We start from the raw sequence: 13,459 nt of genomic DNA on the forward strand, positions 1-13,459 counted from the left end.
CAAAGCCGAAGAAAGCTGCTGCGCTTTCTTCGGCCTATTTTATTTAACCTTATTGATTATCGATAACTGTCTGTCTCCGCCATACAGCAGGTTCCTGCTTAAAAGCTGTTTCTCTTAAGCTTTCTCCATCACGTGGCTCTTTTTCTTCAGCCTGCCGAGTGCCAGTACCCCTATAACAACGACAACCATCAATACATATTTCCATATCGGATTCGCTTCGAAAAATCCTTTGACGATCGGCTCGTCGACGATCATTTTCGACGCCGTCCAGGCGAGAACCGCCGAACCGATATAAATAATAATCGGGAATCGTTCGACCCATTTTAGAATAATCGTGCTGCCCCATACAACGATAGGAACGCTGACCAGCAAGCCGAGTACGACTAGCAGAAAGTCGCCGTGCGCCGCGCCCGCTACAGCCAGGACGTTGTCCAATCCCATTACGGTATCGGCAATGACGATCGTCTTGATCGCCGCCATCATGCTGACCGCCGATTCGACGTCGTGCTTTTTCTCTTCCACCAACAGCTTGTATGCGATCCAGACCAGCAGCAATCCGCCGATCAGCAGCAATCCCGGAATCTTCAGCAGCCATACGACAACCAAAGTCAGCAAAGAACGAATGGCTATGGCGCCGACGGTACCCCATAAGATTACTTTTTTCTGCTGCGCTTTGGGCAAATTTCTCGCAGACAGCCCGATAACGATAGCGTTATCTCCGGCTAGGACGAGGTCAATCACCACGATGGCCAATAAGGCCGACCAAAATTCGGGGGAAAACAATTCCATGTGCATCTCTCCTTCGTTCAGATCGTTGTATAGGGTTCCCAATGTATGACCAATTCATAGCAAAAATGAAATGGACTTTTCCAGAGCAACCGCGGGAAAAGTCCTTCCGTCGCTCCGTACACTAGTGGTACGTGAGACCGAATATTATGGTTTCACTATCATTAAATAATCTTTATTCCCTTTTTTATAGAGTCATTGAACCAGGCGCATCGAGTGCAGTTAACAAAAAAAGAACCGGCTTCAAGCAGCCAGCTATCGAGGCGTATCCCCGATAAAGCTACCTTTTCACCAGTTCGTTTACTTTTTGAATGGAAAGTCCCATATGCCGAGCAAGGTCCATCACCGACGCTCCCGGATGAGCCGAGAGAAAAGCCTTCACCTTGCTCCTTTCCTCCATATGAAGCTTGAAGCAATCCGTACACAGCACATGCTCACGCTGCAGATGCAGCTTGCCGCAGCCGCTGCAGTTGGACAAATTCATGTTGATCCCCGCCTTGTATTTCCAGCTTTCGACATCTTCTCTATGCATGTTCGTCAGCCTCTAACCATTTATGGGGGTCGGCGAACCGGATCAAATATGATAAAAGCGTTGACGGTATGTTCGCGGCGGGATTCCCTCCACTTTGGCGAAGCAGGAAGCGAAATAGGCGGCCTGATTGAAGCCGACCATTTCGGCTATGAGAGCAATCGAATGATTCGTCTGCAGCAGCAGCAGCTTAGCCTGCTCGATCCGGTACCGGAGCAAATAGTCGAACGGCGACACGCCGTATTCCTTCTGCATACACCGCGCAATGTACACAGGATGAAAATTTAACGCCTCGCCAAGCTGCCTGGCCGTTACTTCTTCTTTGTAATGCATTCTTAAGTATGAGGCCGCCTGCTCGGCCACATGCGCCCCCGGCGATGCCGTTCGCCGATCCAGCGAGGAGCTCAATTGCTCGAGCAAGCCTTGGAAAATCAGTTGCAGCTTCCACCGGGCCCAGCTCATATGGGATTCCTGCTCCAATTCGCTTAACTGCCTTAGCGGCTCGTAGGTTGCTTTGGGCAAAGGAAGCGACACGAATTGGGGCAGCAGCATCGTGAACGTTTCCATCGTAAAAGCCGTCTTCTCCCCGGACGGTTCCCGCGGCCGTTCATTCTCGGCCTCTTCCACCTGACCCCATTTGCCGGTCGTATCGAAATGAAGCCAATAATATTCTGTCCTCTCCTCGCAGCCCTTCGTCGGATAATGGTGACGATCCGGCCGAAGAATGAGCGCGTGGCCGCCGGAAACCTCGTAATGGCGGTCTTCCTCGCCGATAAACAAGCACCCGCGCGTTACGACCAGCAGGTCGAACACGCCGATATTGCGCCGGTTCATATGCTTATCGCCGGGATGAAAGATCGTGTAGCCGCTGGCGATATAATGCGGGAGCGGCGGAGAAACGAACTGCAGTACGGACATCATGCTCCCCCTTCCGAATGAGAATTGCAGGTTGGAAAACTGAAAGTTTTGGTTCACAACCTTATACATGGCTCTCGCCGTATCCTCTATAATTTTAACTGCATCTCATCTCATTCGATAAGGCAGAAAGAAGCAGGAGGCAGCACATCCATGGCATCCGAACAAAAGTTTACCTTATGGGCACTGGCATGGCCTATTTTTATTGAAATGTTTTTGCAATTTTTACTCGGGACGGCCGATACGCTGATGGTCAGCCGGATTTCGGACGACGCCGTTGCGGTCGTCGGCATTTCCAACCAGCTGTTCTCCGCCGTGACGATTTTGTTCATGACGGTCGCAAGCGGCGCCGGCGTCCTCATAGCCCAGAAGATCGGAGCGAGAAAACCCGAGGATGCGCGAACGATTGCCATAATGGCCGTCAAAGTGTCCGTCTGGATCGGAGCCGCCCTAAGCGCCGTACTCTATTTCGGCGCCGCTCCGATCGCCGTGCTGCTTCAGTTGCCCGAGCAGCTGCACGAGCTGGCAGCCACCTACATTTCGATTGTAGGCGGAGGCATGGTGTTTACGGCAGCGATGGCGGCGCTCAGCACGGCCATCCGCAGCACGGGCAATACGCGCAGTCCGATGTTTATAGCACTTGGAATGAACGTAGTTCACGTCGTATTGAACTATGCGTTTATATACGGCGCCTTCGGCTTCCCGCAGTGGGGCTTGACCGGCGTCGCTCTGTCCACTCTGGTAAGCCGGCTTGCCGCTACCGCTATGCTGCTGCTCTTGTTCATCCGCGCTTTTGAGCAGCGGATCGAATGGCGGGATATCCGCCTGTTCGACAAGCCTCTGTTCGGCGAAATCATCCGCATCGGCTGGCCGATGGGCGTCAATATGTCATCATGGGTACTCTCTCAGCTGGTCATCTTCTCCTTTGTCGCCATGCTGGGCGCCTTGGAGCTGGCTGCAAGAACGTACATGAATACGCTCGAATCGTTCTGCTTCATTCTGGGAAGCTCCGTAGCGATGGCCGTGCAAATCCAGATCGCCCATTTGTACGGGGCGGGCAGACATCAGGAAGCCTACCGAAGCGCATTTCAGGCGATATGGATCGGCCTCGCCTTGGTCATCCTGAATGTGCTGCTGCTGTACTTCTTCGGCTCGCGCGTGCTCTACCTGTTTACGAGCGACACGCAAATCGTTACGCTCGGCGCGTCGCTGCTCGCGCTCAACCTGCTGCTGCAGCCGCTCAAAATGGTCAATATGGTGACGACCAACGCCTTGACGGCCGTGGGAGACATCCGTTTTATGACCGTTGTCGGCATGCTGTCGCTGTGGGCGATCTCGGTCGGATGCTCCTATTTCCTGGGCATCCAGCTGCAGTGGGGGCTCGCCGGCGTCTATATCGCGATGATCGCCGATGAATTTATCCGCGGCGCCATCCTCCTTCCCCGGTGGATGAGCCGCAAATATTTGCCGGGCGCACTTACCGGCTGGAGAAAAAGCCCTGCGCAGCATATATAAACGGGATGCTGCCGCAGCCTTGCCATAACAAGAAACCCGCGACTTGCCTAAGCGCGGGTTTCTTGTTATGTTCCCCGTCCCCTTCCGACGAAGCGGAAGGGGACGGGGACGGGGACGGGCTGCGGGCGAAAGCGGGCCTAAACGGGCCCTTCGCACGGGCGGAGTTAGAGCAAGCTTATTTGATCAGCTTGCCCACCGTCTTGAGCAGCTCGTCGATGACTTCCTTGTCCCCTTGCTCCAGCCTTTCGACGACACAGCTTTTCATATGGCCCTCGAGCAGTATTTTCCCGACACTGTTCAGGGCGGACTGGATGGCGGCAATCTGGTTCAGCACATCGTCGCAATACGTATCCTTCTCGATCATGCCTTTGACGCCACGGATTTGTCCTTCGATCCGGTTTAATCGGGAGATTAGATTATCTTTCACTTTAGTCGAATGATGGCTTTTTCGTTCTCCGTCCACTGCACAGCAAGCATCGTCCGCTGCTTCCGGCTGATCTGCCGCTGGATCTACAGCCCTATTGGCGCTCATCGCATTCACATCACTTTCTGGGCGGCGGAACCGGCCGTTCCCGCATTTTTATTACTTATTATACAATACGGTACCGAGGTTTCATACCTATCCCAGCTCAGGATTATAAGCGATCCATTATGCGTTGAAATGTGAAAACTTTATCTTTGTATATGCACAAGGGATACACTATACTGAATCTATCAATTTGAAGATACTAGAAAAGTAGGTTGGGACCATGGACCATCTTCATGCTCATTATAACGGCTGGATTATTCTTCTGTCTTTCATTATCGCCATTATGGCCTCTTACTCCGCGCTGAATTTGGCAGGCAAAATTTCCCGTTCGCGCGGCAAATCCCGGCTTGTCTGGCTGTTGGCGGGCTCTTGCGTAATGGGCTGCGGCATTTGGTCGATGCACTTTGTCGGCATGCTTGCTTTTCACATAGAACTACCTGTTCACTACGATGCCTGGACCACCCTCTTGTCGGCATTGGCCGGCATCCTGGCGTCGTTCATCGCTTTCCGTGCCACTATGGACACAAAGGTCAATAAATGGAGGCTTGGCATAGGCGGCTTATTTATGGGCAGCGGAATTGTCGTGATGCATTACTCCGGCATGTCCGCCATGCGTACGGCAGCCTCCCTGACCTACGAACCGGGGCTGTGGACGCTCTCCGTCATTGTCGCGCTGGTAGCTTGCTATGCCGCCCTGTATTTGTTCCGGAAATTCCGCCTTTCTCCCGATTACAGCCGATGGAAGCTTTTGAGCTCGGTCGTTATGGCCATTGCCGTATGCGGCATGCATTATATCGGGATGGCGGCTGTCCGGTTCATTCCTTATTCGGACATGCAGCCTGCCGGTCTCGCTTCGGATGCGGAGCCCCGGTTGTTTCTGTTAATCGGCGTATCGTTGGCCGCACTGGTTATATTGGCAATCTCTTGGGGAGCGATATTTTTTGACCGTCACGTGCTGGAACGGATGGCCTACAGCGATCCGCTGACCGGGCTTGCTAACCGCCATGATCTCACCCGCTTTTTCGAGGAGCAATTCACCCCGCAGGCGGGAGGAGCCGTATTTTTTATCGACCTCGACCGGTTCAAATCGATTAATGACACACTGGGCCACGACATAGGCGATCTGCTCATTCGCGAGGTGTCGCAGAGACTGCAGCAGACGGTAAGCGACAAGCAGACGGTATTTCGTCTAGGGGGCGACGAGTTTCTGATCGCTTCGAGGGACGGATCGGAGGATACGGTTCGAACACTCGCCGAAGCCTTGTTGAACGAGATCAAGAAGCCTTATTTTATCGAAGAAAATGAGCTTTACGTTACGGCCAGTATCGGCATCAGCTTATCCCCGCAGCATGGAACCGACCGCTCCTCGCTGCTGAAGGCGGCAGATACCGCCATGTACAACGCCAAGGCTGCAGGGAAAAACCGCTTCCGTATCTTTGACGAACAGATGGACCGTGAAATGATCCGCAAGATGGAGCTCGAAAAGGACCTTCGCAAAGCGTTGGCGCATCAGGAGTTTTTTGCAGTGTATCAGCCGAAATGCGACGCCTCCACCAATCAAATGGTCGGGATGGAAGCACTTCTGCGCTGGCGGCATCCGACGCTCGGCATTATTTCTCCGGTAGAATTTATTCCGATTGCGGAGGATACGGGGCTGATCATTCCGATTACGCATTGGCTGTTAAAAGAGGTATGCAAGCAAAACAGCCACTGGCAGGAGCAGCAATGGGCCCAATTATGCGTTTCCGTCAATATGTCCGTCCGCATGTTCGAGAGTCAGGCATTGTATGATATGGTACAAGAAGCGTTAACCGAGTCGGGCTTGCAGGGAAAATATCTGGAGCTCGAAATAACGGAGTCGATTGCGATGCACGATTCGGAGGATACGGTGCAGCAGCTCTACAAGCTGCGCGAGCTGGGTGTCCGCGTATCGCTGGACGATTTCGGGACCGGCTATTCCTCTCTCGGCACGCTGGACGAAATGCCCGTGGATACGCTCAAAATCGACCAGATTTTTGTCCGCAAAAGCCAGCTGCTATCCAAGCAAGCGATCATCAGCAACATTATTGCGATCGCAAAAAATTTGAATTTGGAAGTCATAGCCGAAGGCGTCGAGACGGAAGAGCAAATCCAATTTCTGCAATCACGCGGATGCCATGTCATGCAGGGCTACTATTACGGCAAACCGATGACAGCGGATGAAATCGGATTGCGTCTCAACAAACTGTCTGTAGGCTAGTTCCTCCTATTAATAAAACCCTGACATATTGATGTCGTGCGTGCAAATGATGCATCAAGGCCCCTATGCGGCGGAGCCGGAAACGTTGACGCAGCTCCATGGATATATGGAGGTCCATGAACTGGAGCAGAACGGGCTCCATCACGAGATTTATATATCCGATCCGCGTAGGACGGATCCGGGGAAGCTGAAGACGATTTTGCGCCTGCCCGTAAGCACACGCGATCGGATACGCCAATAGCCTGTAACGGCGTCAGGCCCCCGGAGTCACCGCAGCCGTAAGGCGGTGTTAACCGGGGGCCGAACGCCGTTTATTTTAGCTCATCGAGCTTAAACCACGTCGGACAGCAGTATTTTGCGTCCTTCTTTGGCGCTTTGCAGCGCACCGTATACCATCGCCATGCTCTTGATGTTGTCCGTGCACACCGTCTCCGGCTTGCGCCCTTCCGATAGAGCGACGAACATCTCATCCAGGCAGCCGGCATGGCCGCTGCGGCCGTCCCAGACGAGCTCCGCTTCCACCCTCCGGAAGCGGCGTCCGTCGATTTGCTCGGCGGCGGGCAGCAGAACCTCGGCAAACGGCGCGTGCGTCCCGTCCCATATGGCCGTGCCGCCGCTTCCGTTGACCCGCCACTCCGCCTCCCAGGAGGTCGGCGCCCCTTCCGCGCACCAGGAGCCCCGGTAGCAGAACACGCCGCCGTCGGCGTACTCGAAAATGCAGATGGCCGCCGCATTGCCGGCATACCAGGAGCCTGCCGGATTAAACTCATGGCAGTAGACCGAGACCGGATCTTTGCCCGTAATGAGCCGGGCCTGATCGAACGTATGGATCGCCATATCGAGCAGCAGCGGGCTCTCCATAGCATCGCGGAAGCCGCCGAAATGCGGTCCGAGGAAAAAATCCGCATTGACGAAGCCGATGTCCCCAATGCCCGCATGCTCCACCAAATGGCGGAACGCGCGAATTTGCGACAAGTACCGGCGGTTTTGCATAACCGCATACGTGCGTCCATGCCGCTCCGCCGATTGAACCAGACGGCGCGCTTGCTCCATGGACGTCGTCATCGGCTTTTCTCCCAATACGTCGCAGCCCAATTCCAGCGCCGTCGTCGTAACCGCAGCGTGACTCTCCGGTATCGTCACATCGAACACCAGGTTCGCCCCCGTCTGCTCAATGGCCTCTCTCACATCGTCGAAAATGCCGCATTGAATCCCGTAGCGCTCAGCCAAGGCGGAAGCGCTTTCTTTTCGAATATCCACCATCGCTACAATCTGTGCGTCCTCGCGCTGCTGCGCGTATTCGATCCAGGCTTTGGACATGCTGCCGCAGCCGATCACCGCAATACGAAATGGTTGCATCATTATGCTCCCTTCTGCCGTCTTATTTAGTAAGTCCGTAAGCATGTACACTAAGCTGTCATTAATGTCATCATACCGGATTCGGCCAGCGATGTCTTTATTCCATTTGGCTGTCTTATTCCATCATTGTGGCTAAATCTCTTTTTCTGCGTCCGGCGGTTATCGACAACCTTCGCACTTGCTGACGCGCTGCCTACCGAACTGGAAATTGAGTCCGGGACCGATAGTATCCCATCGATCCGGTTTTCCATACACATTCGAATCAAATCTATCATTTATTAGGTACTAGGAAACATTTTGTCGAAAAATAACGGTTTTCGTAGGATAAAAGTCATGGTATAACTAGATTAGATAAGTTAGCAATATATGACAGGGGTGGAAATGGCAATGAAGAAGAAGGTCGCCGTTCTTGGAGGCGGAGTGGCGGGAATGAGTGCTGCTCACGAGCTGATCGAGCGCGGTTTTGAGGTTGCTGTGTACGAGATGAAGCGCATCCCGGGAGGGAAAGCGCGGTCCATGCCTGTGCCGGACAGCGGTACGGACGGACGCAAGGATTTGCCCGGAGAGCATGGATTTCGTTTCTTTCCGCGATTTTACAAGCATATTATCGACACCATGGAACGGATTCCGTACGGAAACAATAAACGCGGGGTTGCGGACAATCTGATCGAAGGTACCCGTCTCGGACTGGCCCGTACCGACGATGTGCCGGTAGAGTTCGTAACCGAGTTCCCAACGTCTATTGCGGATATTAAATCGCTGTTCAAGTCGATATTTGACAATCATTTGGGGCTGACGGAGAAAGAGGTCGACCACTACCTGGAGCGGGTTTGGCAGGTCATGACCAGCTGCAATGAACGGCGAACGGAGGAATATCAAGATATTCCTTGGTGGAACTTCATTCAAGCGGACGAGCAGTCGGCCAATTTCCAGCGCGTTTTCACCGGGATGACCCGGATTCTCGTAGCCGCCAAAGCGCGCGAAGCCAACACGGCGACCGTAGGTACCGTAGGAGCGCAAATTATGCTCGACATGGTGCTGCCCGGCGGCAGCGCAGACCGTCTCTTGGACGGGCCGACGAACGAAGTATGGATTACCCCTTGGCTTAATTATTTGCAGCAATCCGGCGTCGACTACCATTTGAATGCGAAGGTGGAACGAATCAACTGCAAGGACGGCGTCATTACGGGAGCGGTTGTGACCGAATTAGGCAAAACCTACGAGGTGCAGGCCGACTATTACATAGCTGCTTTTCCTGTCGAGGTGATGGCGCAATTCGTAACCGACGAGATTGTGCATGCCGATCCGACTTTGGCGAAAATCAAGGAGCTTGCCGAGGACGTGGACTGGATGAACGGCATCCAGTTTTACTTCAAGGAAGACGTGCCGATTATTCACGGGCATATGATTTATATGGATTCCCAGTGGGCGCTGACCTCGGTGTCCCAGAAGCAGTTTTGGCCTCATACCGATCTGAGCCAGTACGGTGACGGTGAAGTGCGCGGTATTTTGTCCGTCGATATTTCCGACTGGGAAGCCAAAGGGGCCCTGTTCGGCAAAAGCGCGCGCCACTGCACGCGGGAAGAAATTATGCAGGAGGTTTGGTGGCAGCTGAAAGCGAGCCTGAATGTCGGAGGACGGGTCGTGCTGGAGGATAGCAACCTCCATTCGTGGTTCCTGGACGAAGACATTCATACCCCGAATCCGGACGGCGTTAATGTGAATCTGGAGCCTCTGCTGGTCAACAAGGTATACACTTGGGATATGCGCCCTAATGCTTACACCGCCATTCCGAACCTGTTCCTTGCTTCCGATTATGTCAGAACAAACACGGACTTGGCTACGATGGAAGGCGCCAACGAAGCGGCCCGCCGGGCGGTTAACGCCTTGCTGGAGGCCTCCGGCTCCAAGGAAAGTCCATGCGAAATTTGGGAAATGTATCAATTCACCCCGTTGATGCTGCAGCGCTGGCATGACGAATCCCGCTTCCGCAAAGGGTTACCTTGGGATGGAAGTATTTTCTAAACGGCATCAAATAAAACCTGTCCGCAGACGATGCTGCAGACAGGTTTTTGGGTTTGAAACGACGAAGTGAGGCCGATCGGCTTACCAGCCCATCCGGTCTCTTAGGCGCGTAATATGCGCGATATGATGACGGCCGTGCCAGGAGTACGTCCCCAAGTTGACATCGAGCCGAACGACGCCAGAATCGGGATGGACGAAGCTCCGCTGCCACTGCTCGTCGCTTACGGAGCGAAGCAGCGCTCCCCATCGAGTGTGAAGCTGATCCAGCAGAGTGAGCGACAAAGCTATCGGCGCATCCTTGCTGTCGGTCAGCTCCGCCCATGCGGCCTCGTCGTACGGCTTGATGGTCGGCTGGTCCTCCGTCAAAGCGAGCTTGAAGCGGATCAGGCTGTTCATGTGGCTGTCCGCCAAATGATGGACCACTTGACGAACGGTCCACCCGCCCGGCCGATACGGCTCGTTCAGCTGCTGCTCCGTTAGTCCTTCCACAGCGGCTCTTAGCTGGGCCGGCGCCGATTCGATATCCTTGATCCACCGCAGCCGCTGGTCTCTTATAATATCTTCAGTCCATTCAAAACGTCCGATAGGAAACCGCAAATCGTCCATAATCTCACTCTCCATGTTAGTCATACTCTTGCTAGCCGATAGAGCCGGACCGGTTAATCTCCGCCACCGCCGCCTCCGCCGTCTCCTCCTCCACCGCTGTCCCCCCCGCTCGAGCTGCCGCTGTCGGAGGAGCCTCCGCCGTGATCATCACTGTGATGATGCCCGTGATGCCCGTGATGATGGCCGTGATGGTGATGGTGGTGGCGATGAGAGTCAACGGTATCGTTCATGAAGAAGCCGTTCGATGCATTCCAGCCTCCGTCCGAACGCCGGTGCCGGTTGTTGCGACGGCTGTGACGGCTCCCGGATCCGTTCATAAGGTTAAATACGATGATAACAAATACTACAATGAAAATCATCAAGACAAACCCTGCTGTCACGGTCTCCACTCCTTTTTTCTCTGATCCTTCCATTGTAATCGAACAGCGGTCAAGGATGCAAAAATATAGCAAGTTTTGGCAGAACGTTTGACGTGAAGCATTTTTTGCGGTATGGATGTTATACCAGCATTTTTCCGAAGCTCACTTAGTTTCGAATTCAAAGGAGACATTGCCATGAAAGAAATCATCCATGTAACGACACAACAGCAATTGAATCAATGCCTCGATATCCGTAAGGAAGTATTCGTCCACGAACAGCAGGTCGACGAAAGTCTGGAGATCGACGAATTCGACGATTCCCCGCAGGCATGCAGCCATGTGCTGCTGCAGGAGGACGGGCTCCCGGTTGCCACCGGACGCATGCGCCCTTATAAGGAAGATACGATGAAGCTGCAGCGTATCGCCGTTCGGAAGCCGGCCCGCGGGACCGGAGCCGGCAAAGCGATCGTCCTCGCCCTGGAGGAGGAAGCGCGCCGCATCGGTTATGCGTACACGCTGCTGGACGCGCAATGCCAAGCGGAGCCATTCTACATCAAGCTCGGCTACACCACCGTCTCGCCGGAAACGTTCCTGGATGCCGGAATCCCGCACGTCCGGATGAAAAAACAGCTGTAAGCATAAGTCTCGCTTACATGAAAAATCGCCTTCCCTTGAAGTCTTATCTTGGGAAGGCGATCTTTCTTTTGTAATGGCTCTCGGCTGAGGTTATTTCAGCCTGATGCTTTTTAACAGAGCCTCTATCGGCTCTTTATCTTTATCGTCCGCATCGCCGCGATGGTAGTGATCGACAAGCTTGTCGAGCCGTGCGATCTGGTGACCGTAATCGTACATGGCGGCGGCCACCACCGAAAGACGCAGCATCCCTTGCGGCCGTTCGTTGTATTTCTCGATCAGCGTAACCATAAACCTCTCGTTCTCCGCTTCCATCTCCAGCCCTTCCGAGCTGTCGGCCTTCAGCTTATCCTCGAATTTCAGCAAAGTATGCTCGTGGAACTTAATCAGCTTCTCCAGCTGCTCGTCGAAAAAAGCATCGGTCTTATCGCTCGGCGCCGCTTGAAAATAGTGCTCCTCCACCGCATCCAGCACTTCGGCTCCTTTATACAGCGTTCGCAGCATTTGCTTGAAAATGACCAGCTGGCGCTTCTGGCTGAAGACGCCCCCGCCCCGCTTCAGCTTCTTGACTTCTTCTTCCATCAGCTTATATTTATCTGCCAATGCCTGTATGGTTTTGAGCAAGCCTTCCTTCTCCGTCCGGAACACGTTTTCTTTCATTTCATCGGAAATGACGGTGCGCAGAAGCAGCGACATTTTGTTAAACACTGTATGAATTTGTGCGGCAAACTGCGCCTTCGGCTTCGGGGGAAAAAAGAGGACGTTAATCAAAAAAGCGCAGCCGATCCCGATGAGGCTAAGCAAAAACCGGTTCACGGCAAACTGCCATTCGGCCGAAGCTTCCATCACCGCGACAACCGTGACCAGGGTGAGGCCTATCGTTTCTTCCATACCCATTCTTAAACAAATAATGATGACAAGAATACAAATGATGCCGATGGCGATAACGTTGTTGGAGAAGAACATCCCGGCAAACAACGCTAACGCCGCCCCCACAATGTTCGTCTGCAGCTGTTCAAGGAAATAACGCCAAGATCGGTAAATCGAGGGCTGCATCGCAAAGATGGCAGCTACTGCGGCAATAACCGGAGGGGTAAAATTCAACCACGCACTGATATATAATGCCAATGTTACCGCGATTCCTGTCTTCCATACGCGGGCTCCGAATACCACAAATCCCCCTCCTGTTTTTTCATAGTTAGTAACAGTCTTATCTTACACACAAGCGACGCCGGATGCAAAAGGAAAAGATAGCGGGTGTGCGGAGCTTATTGAGGGGCAGTGCGGTTCGGAGTAATCATAACGGACAATAGCAAGCGCGAGGCTGACGATCCAACGGCTGCAGGAGCATCCGAATCCGTCCTCGGACGTGTACGATCCCGGTATTCCCATAACGCTACCCGTTGTCGCCGGGAAGCTAACGAATAAAATGCATATAAATCTCTTTGCCGGGCTGTCGTTGAAAGCCCAGCGCTTCATAAAGACGACGCGCACTGACATTTGCCGTCCCCGTGTTAAGCTCCAGACGATTCGCGTCATGCCGCTTCGCCAAATCCGCCGCAGTATGGATCAACCGTGCAGCAACGCCTTGCTTGCGCTGCTCGGGCATGACATAAAGATCCTGAATTCTCAGAATGAGCTTGCCCGTTGTCGTGGAAAATCCCCAATGGACCGCGATGAAGCCGATGTACTCCTCCCCTCTTTTGGCCAAGAAAAAGTTAACGTGACGAAAGGTTAACAGCCTTTCCAAATTGCCTCTGCATCGTTCCAGCTGATCGGCAGACCACTCGCACTCGCTGTTCGGGTACATGTAGCCCGCCAGCAGCAAGCTCGCTTGCGGCAGCAGCTCTGCAGTCAATTCGATTCCTTCGACTTCGACGGACGGATTCATTCTTTTCCCTCGCTTTCCCGTTTCATGGCAAAAAAAGCCACGGTCCGGGCAATTGAACCGGCGGGCTTGTCGC

At 53.6% G+C, this 13,459-nt stretch carries 14 protein-coding genes; 5 read left to right on the plus strand and 9 right to left on the minus strand.

Features of this window, described 5'->3' with window-relative positions; genetic code table 11:
- Positions 1–114 precede the first annotated feature (114 nt).
- From ACFQ88_RS33460 to ACFQ88_RS33470, 3 genes are all read right to left on the minus strand, one after another.
- Positions 115–789: a TerC family protein gene (locus ACFQ88_RS33460; RefSeq protein WP_379461455.1), complete on the minus strand. Its 675-nt coding sequence runs from the start codon at positions 787–789 to the stop codon at positions 115–117.
- A 277-nt stretch (positions 790–1,066) separates the two neighbouring features.
- The gene (locus ACFQ88_RS33465; protein WP_239631169.1) at positions 1,067–1,318 is read right to left on the minus strand and encodes a hypothetical protein; all 252 of its coding nucleotides are present in this window, start codon (positions 1,316–1,318) and stop codon (positions 1,067–1,069) included.
- Between the two features lie 42 nt (positions 1,319–1,360).
- A complete protein-coding gene (locus tag ACFQ88_RS33470) occupies positions 1,361–2,233 on the minus strand; it encodes a helix-turn-helix transcriptional regulator (RefSeq protein ID WP_379461458.1) in 873 nt (290 codons plus the stop codon).
- A 150-nt stretch (positions 2,234–2,383) separates the two neighbouring features.
- Here ACFQ88_RS33470 and ACFQ88_RS33475 point away from each other — a divergent pair, with 150 nt between their 5' ends.
- Positions 2,384–3,745: an MATE family efflux transporter gene (locus tag ACFQ88_RS33475; RefSeq protein ID WP_379461460.1), complete on the plus strand. Its 1,362-nt coding sequence runs from the start codon at positions 2,384–2,386 to the stop codon at positions 3,743–3,745.
- Between the two features lie 175 nt (positions 3,746–3,920).
- Here the strand turns inward: ACFQ88_RS33475 and ACFQ88_RS33480 are convergent, their stop codons facing one another.
- Positions 3,921–4,277 carry a metal-sensitive transcriptional regulator gene (locus ACFQ88_RS33480; RefSeq protein ID WP_239631167.1) on the minus strand — a complete coding sequence of 119 codons (357 nt, stop codon included), beginning with the start codon at positions 4,275–4,277 and terminating at the stop codon, positions 3,921–3,923.
- Positions 4,278–4,494: 217 nt separating this feature from the next.
- Between ACFQ88_RS33480 and ACFQ88_RS33485 the strand changes: the two genes are divergently transcribed.
- Both ACFQ88_RS33485 and ACFQ88_RS33490 read left to right on the plus strand, forming a co-directional pair.
- Positions 4,495–6,513, plus strand: coding sequence for a bifunctional diguanylate cyclase/phosphodiesterase (locus ACFQ88_RS33485; RefSeq protein ID WP_239631166.1), 2,019 nt, complete (start codon positions 4,495–4,497; stop codon positions 6,511–6,513).
- 46 nt (positions 6,514–6,559) lie between these two features.
- On the plus strand, positions 6,560–6,754 hold the full coding sequence (locus ACFQ88_RS33490) for a GyrI-like domain-containing protein (RefSeq protein ID WP_379461463.1): 195 nt from the start codon (positions 6,560–6,562) through the stop codon (positions 6,752–6,754).
- A gap of 89 nt (positions 6,755–6,843) precedes the next feature.
- Here the strand turns inward: ACFQ88_RS33490 and ACFQ88_RS33495 are convergent, their stop codons facing one another.
- On the minus strand, positions 6,844–7,872 hold the full coding sequence (locus ACFQ88_RS33495; RefSeq protein ID WP_379461657.1) for a Gfo/Idh/MocA family protein: 1,029 nt from the start codon (positions 7,870–7,872) through the stop codon (positions 6,844–6,846).
- 387 nt (positions 7,873–8,259) lie between these two features.
- Here ACFQ88_RS33495 and ACFQ88_RS33500 point away from each other — a divergent pair, with 387 nt between their 5' ends.
- Complete coding sequence (locus tag ACFQ88_RS33500) at positions 8,260–9,897, plus strand: hydroxysqualene dehydroxylase (RefSeq protein ID WP_239631164.1); 1,638 nt, start codon at positions 8,260–8,262, stop codon at positions 9,895–9,897.
- 81 nt (positions 9,898–9,978) lie between these two features.
- On the opposite strand, the gene ACFQ88_RS33505 is transcribed toward ACFQ88_RS33500, so the two are convergent.
- Both ACFQ88_RS33505 and ACFQ88_RS33510 read right to left on the minus strand, forming a co-directional pair.
- Complete coding sequence (locus ACFQ88_RS33505; protein WP_379461465.1) at positions 9,979–10,518, minus strand: YfiT family bacillithiol transferase; 540 nt, start codon at positions 10,516–10,518, stop codon at positions 9,979–9,981.
- Positions 10,519–10,556: 38 nt separating this feature from the next.
- Positions 10,557–10,883 (minus strand): hypothetical protein, encoded by a 327-nt coding sequence (locus ACFQ88_RS33510; RefSeq protein WP_379461467.1) that lies wholly within the window; start codon positions 10,881–10,883, stop codon positions 10,557–10,559.
- 174 nt (positions 10,884–11,057) lie between these two features.
- On the opposite strand from ACFQ88_RS33510, the gene ACFQ88_RS33515 reads away from it, so the two are divergent.
- The gene (locus ACFQ88_RS33515) at positions 11,058–11,498 is read left to right on the plus strand and encodes a GNAT family N-acetyltransferase (protein ID WP_239631162.1); all 441 of its coding nucleotides are present in this window, start codon (positions 11,058–11,060) and stop codon (positions 11,496–11,498) included.
- A gap of 90 nt (positions 11,499–11,588) precedes the next feature.
- Here the strand turns inward: ACFQ88_RS33515 and ACFQ88_RS33520 are convergent, their stop codons facing one another.
- Together ACFQ88_RS33520 and ACFQ88_RS33525 are read right to left on the minus strand one after the other, a co-directional pair.
- Positions 11,589–12,668: an FUSC family protein gene (locus ACFQ88_RS33520; protein WP_239631161.1), complete on the minus strand. Its 1,080-nt coding sequence runs from the start codon at positions 12,666–12,668 to the stop codon at positions 11,589–11,591.
- A 244-nt stretch (positions 12,669–12,912) separates the two neighbouring features.
- The gene (locus ACFQ88_RS33525) at positions 12,913–13,386 is read right to left on the minus strand and encodes a GNAT family N-acetyltransferase (protein WP_379461470.1); all 474 of its coding nucleotides are present in this window, start codon (positions 13,384–13,386) and stop codon (positions 12,913–12,915) included.
- Positions 13,387–13,459 lie beyond the last annotated feature (73 nt).

It is taken from the genome of Paenibacillus sp. NPDC056579 (assembly GCF_042793215.1).
GTDB lineage: Bacteria > Bacillota > Bacilli > Paenibacillales > NBRC-103111 > Paenibacillus_S.

Coding starts and splice junctions, on each gene's coding strand:
- ACFQ88_RS33475 (WP_379461460.1), top strand. CDS start 2,384: ATGGCATCCGAACAAAAGTTTACCTTATGGGCACTGGCATGGCCTATT.
- ACFQ88_RS33495 (WP_379461657.1), bottom strand. CDS start 7,872: ATGCAACCATTTCGTATTGCGGTGATCGGCTGCGGCAGCATGTCCAAA.
- ACFQ88_RS33505 (WP_379461465.1), bottom strand. CDS start 10,518: ATGGAGAGTGAGATTATGGACGATTTGCGGTTTCCTATCGGACGTTTT.
- ACFQ88_RS33480 (WP_239631167.1), bottom strand. CDS start 4,277: ATGAGCGCCAATAGGGCTGTAGATCCAGCGGCAGATCAGCCGGAAGCA.
- ACFQ88_RS33470 (WP_379461458.1), bottom strand. CDS start 2,233: ATGTCCGTACTGCAGTTCGTTTCTCCGCCGCTCCCGCATTATATCGCC.
- ACFQ88_RS33460 (WP_379461455.1), bottom strand. CDS start 789: ATGGAATTGTTTTCCCCCGAATTTTGGTCGGCCTTATTGGCCATCGTG.
- ACFQ88_RS33525 (WP_379461470.1), bottom strand. CDS start 13,386: ATGAATCCGTCCGTCGAAGTCGAAGGAATCGAATTGACTGCAGAGCTG.
- ACFQ88_RS33485 (WP_239631166.1), top strand. CDS start 4,495: ATGGACCATCTTCATGCTCATTATAACGGCTGGATTATTCTTCTGTCT.
- ACFQ88_RS33465 (WP_239631169.1), bottom strand. CDS start 1,318: ATGCATAGAGAAGATGTCGAAAGCTGGAAATACAAGGCGGGGATCAAC.
- ACFQ88_RS33515 (WP_239631162.1), top strand. CDS start 11,058: ATGAAAGAAATCATCCATGTAACGACACAACAGCAATTGAATCAATGC.
- ACFQ88_RS33490 (WP_379461463.1), top strand. CDS start 6,560: ATGATGCATCAAGGCCCCTATGCGGCGGAGCCGGAAACGTTGACGCAG.
- ACFQ88_RS33500 (WP_239631164.1), top strand. CDS start 8,260: ATGAAGAAGAAGGTCGCCGTTCTTGGAGGCGGAGTGGCGGGAATGAGT.